Annotated in this window: 3 protein-coding genes; all 3 read right to left on the reverse strand. The window is 65.2% G+C overall.

Annotated elements, in window-relative coordinates:
* The coding region (locus tag EN781_RS29715; RefSeq protein ID WP_127400606.1) for a histidine kinase dimerization/phospho-acceptor domain-containing protein at positions 1-1,282 on the reverse strand (1,282 nt) is incomplete at its 3' end.
* Positions 1,283-1,369: 87 nt separating this feature from the next.
* Positions 1,370-2,359, reverse strand: a complete 990-nt coding sequence (locus tag EN781_RS29720) for an MDR family oxidoreductase (RefSeq protein ID WP_126058287.1) — start codon at positions 2,357-2,359, stop codon at positions 1,370-1,372.
* A 54-nt stretch (positions 2,360-2,413) separates the two neighbouring features.
* Positions 2,414-2,896, reverse strand: a complete 483-nt coding sequence (gene lspA / locus EN781_RS29725; RefSeq protein ID WP_126058288.1) for a signal peptidase II — start codon at positions 2,894-2,896, stop codon at positions 2,414-2,416.
* Between the last annotated feature and the right edge of the window lie 129 nt (positions 2,897-3,025).

Consider the following 3,025-nt stretch of genomic DNA (forward strand, 5'->3'; position numbering starts at 1 on the left):
CCTCGAAGATGCGTTCCATGTCCTCTTCGCGCAGCCCCGGACCAGTGTCGGTAATGGTGAAGCAGATGCGGTCGGTGGTCTCGGTGCGCGCCCGCGCGACACCGAGCAGCACGCCACCGGTGTCGGTGAATTTGATGGCGTTGCCGATGAGGTTGAGCAGCACCTGACGCACCCGGCCTGGATCGGCGGTGATCATCTGCGGGACGTCCGGCTCGACATGGCAGCCGAGGCCGATGTTCTTGGCGAAGGCCTTCGCTGCCATCAGTTCGATGATGTTGTTGGCGATTTCGCGCACCGACGTCGGCTGCGGCTCGGGGTCGAAGCGGCCGGCCTCGATCTTGGAGTAGTCGAGCAAATCCTCGATCAGCGCCAGCAGCGCGCTGGCCGAAGTCGAGACGGCTCCGACATAGGTGCGCTGCTCGGGCGACAGATCGGTGTCGACCAGCAGCTTGGCCATCCCCATGATGCCGTTCATCGGCGTGCGGATTTCGTGGCTGACGGTGGCGAGGAAGCGCGACTTGGCCTGGCTGGCATATTCGGCGCGCTCGCGGGCGGTGATCAGCGAGGATTCGGCGCGCTTACGGGCGGTGATGTCGCGCGCGATAGCCCGGTGCGAGACGGCGCCATTGTCCTTGTCGCGCACCGACAGCTCGATCCAGGAAAACCAGCGCGGGCCGTTCGGCGTGCGGACGGCGACGTCGGTGGAGCTCAGGCATTCATGATCAGAGAAGGCGGCGTCGGGAACGATTCCGACGTCGATGCCGAGCTCCGACAGCGTCTTGCTGGCAAGATCGCGCTGGTCGACCTCGACGAGGTCGGCGAAAACCTTGTTGGCATAGACGATATGGCCGTCGCGATCGCGATGGACGACGAGATCGCCGAGCGCGTCAATCAGCCCGCGAAACCGCTCCTCGCTTTCCTGCATCTCCCACATGCGGTCGGCGAGGGTCTCGATCTCGGCGCGGCTGCGGGCGGCGGTCTCGTCGAGCAAGTCCGAGGCCAGGCGTTCGTTGCGTTTGTTGCGCAGATGCATGCCCAGGCCGGCGAGGCCGGTCACCAGCAGACCGAGAGTGACGAAGATCGGCGCGCCGGTGAGATGAGCCAGACCCGCCAGCACGGCGATGGCGACGACGGTGAGGAAAGGCAGGCCTTCGGGATTGGCAGGCGGCAGTACGGGCGCCAGCGGCGGCGCGGTGACAAGCTGACGCTTCGGCGTAGCAGGGTTCGGCCCGTCCACGCCATCGGCACTCTCCGCCGCCTTGATGCCGGATTCCGCGATCATGCGGAAAGCCATGCCACAGAGACATTATGGAAGATTGCGGCGGATCGCTCGAATTTTAACGGTCGCGCGGTTTTTGCCCGTCAGCGCTCACATATCGACAACGACGCGACCCCTGATCCTGCCATCGACGATATCACGCGCGGCGTCGATTATATCGTCAAAACCGATGGTCCTGGACAGCGTCGCGAGCTTGCCATGGTCGAGGTCGGCGCCGATGCGGCGCCACGCCTCCAGGCGGACCGCCTTCGGCGCCATCACCGAATCGATGCCGAGCAGTGAGACGCCGCGCAGAATGAAGGGAGCAACGCTCGCCGGCAGGTCCATGCCGCCGGCAAGCCCGCAGGCGGCAACCGCGCCGCCGTAGGCGGTCATCGACAGAACATTGGCCAGTGTGTGGCTGCCGACCGCATCGACGCCGCCGGCCCAGCGCTCCTTGGCGAGCGGCTTTGCCGGCTGGGTGAGTTCATCGCGCGAGATCACCTCGGCGGCGCCGAGGTCGATCAGATAGGGGCTTTCGGCATTGCGGCCAGTCGAGGCGATGACATGGTAGCCGAGGCTGGAGAGGATCGAGACCGCGACTGAGCCGACGCCGCCGGCCGCGCCCGTCACCACCACCGGGCCGCGATCCGGGACGATGCCGTGCCGCTCGAGCGCCATGACGCTGAGCATGGCCGTGTAGCCGGCAGTGCCGACCGCCATCGCATCATGCGGGCTCATGCCTTCGGGCAGCGGCACCAGCCAGTCGCCGTTGACGCGGGCGCGACCGGCAAAGGCGCCGAAATGCGTTTCGCCGACGCCCCAGCCATTGAGGATCACCCTGTCGCCCTTGCGCCAGTCGGCATGCGAGGAGGAGATCACCGTACCAGCGAAATCGATGCCCGGCACCAGCGGCCAGCGGCGGATGACCGGCGCCTTGCCGGTGATGGCCAGCCCATCCTTGTAGTTGACCGTCGTCGCCTCGACGGCGACGGTGACGTCGCCCTCCATCAGTTCGGCTTCGGTGAGGTTGATGACCGCGACCGACTGCTTCTTGTCGGCGTCGCGCGAAACGAGGATGGCTTTGAAGGTTTCGGACACTTTTTTCTCCCCGGTTGTGCGGTGCCTGGACTGTGCGGCGGCGGCTGCGCGCGGTCAATCTTGCGAGGGCTTGGGCTCGCGCCGCCAGCCGACAAATTCGTCGAAGAGGACAAGCGCGGCACCGACCGAGATGAAGGCGTCCGCTAGGTTGAATACGGCGAAGGACCAAACCGGCGTGTGGAACAATATGTAGTCGATGACGTGGCCGTAGACGGCGCGGTCGATCAGGTTGCCGAGAGCGCCGCCGATGATCAGTGCAAAGCCAATCCTGGCAAGCACATGGCCCGCCGGCGTGCGCGTTGCGAGGTAGAGCACGAAGGCGACGACGAGGACGGCGATCACCACCAGGCCGGTATCGCCGAAAGACTGGAACATCGAGAAGGCGATGCCCGTGTTGTAGGTGCGGAACAGCGCCAGGAAAGGCAAAAGATCGACCTTCTCCTGAAAGGCGAGGCCGCCCTCCACCAACTGCTTGATCCACTGGTCGAGCGCAATGGCGACGACGACCAGCAGGCAATAGGGGGACCAGAACCTCACGATTTGATGCCCTCTTGTTTGACCATGATCTTGTCCGAAAACCGGACGCCGCCATTTGGGATCATGGTCTAGTCCGGCCCCAGCTTCAGCGCGCCGCGGCGGATCTCGAACAGCATGATGCCGGTGGCG

Origin of the sequence: Mesorhizobium sp. M4A.F.Ca.ET.090.04.2.1, from assembly GCF_003999085.1 — a bacterium.
GTDB lineage: Bacteria > Pseudomonadota > Alphaproteobacteria > Rhizobiales > Rhizobiaceae > Mesorhizobium.